This is a genomic window from Streptomyces sp. URMC 126 (assembly GCF_051386555.1).
Classification (GTDB): Bacteria; Actinomycetota; Actinomycetes; order Streptomycetales; family Streptomycetaceae; genus Streptomyces.
Window position 1 is genome coordinate 1 of record NZ_JBPQTX010001262.1, and the last position, 241, is coordinate 241.

General features: G+C 73.9%; 1 protein-coding gene. It reads right to left on the reverse strand.

The window, feature by feature from the left end:
• Positions 1-57 precede the first annotated feature (57 nt).
• Positions 58-241: hypothetical protein (locus ACSNOK_RS35890; RefSeq protein ID WP_436784844.1), on the reverse strand; the 184-nt coding region annotated here is incomplete at its 5' end.

The following is a 241-nucleotide window of genomic DNA, read 5'->3' on the forward strand; positions in this document are numbered from 1 at the left end:
GTTCGAATCGCTGGTTCCAGTACGCGGCCTTCTTCGCCGACATCTTCAAGGCGGCCATCAGGCGCCCTTGCGGCCGAAGAAGTCGCCCAGCACCTTCGGCTCACCGGCCGGCCCGCCCTCCCTGTCGGCCGGGGCGAGGCGCTCCAGGGAGCGGGCCGCGGAGTTGCGCGCGGCGTCGGCCAGCGCGCCCTTGTGCTGCGCCTTGCGCAGCGCCTTGGCCTCCCGGTCGGCGGCCACGGTC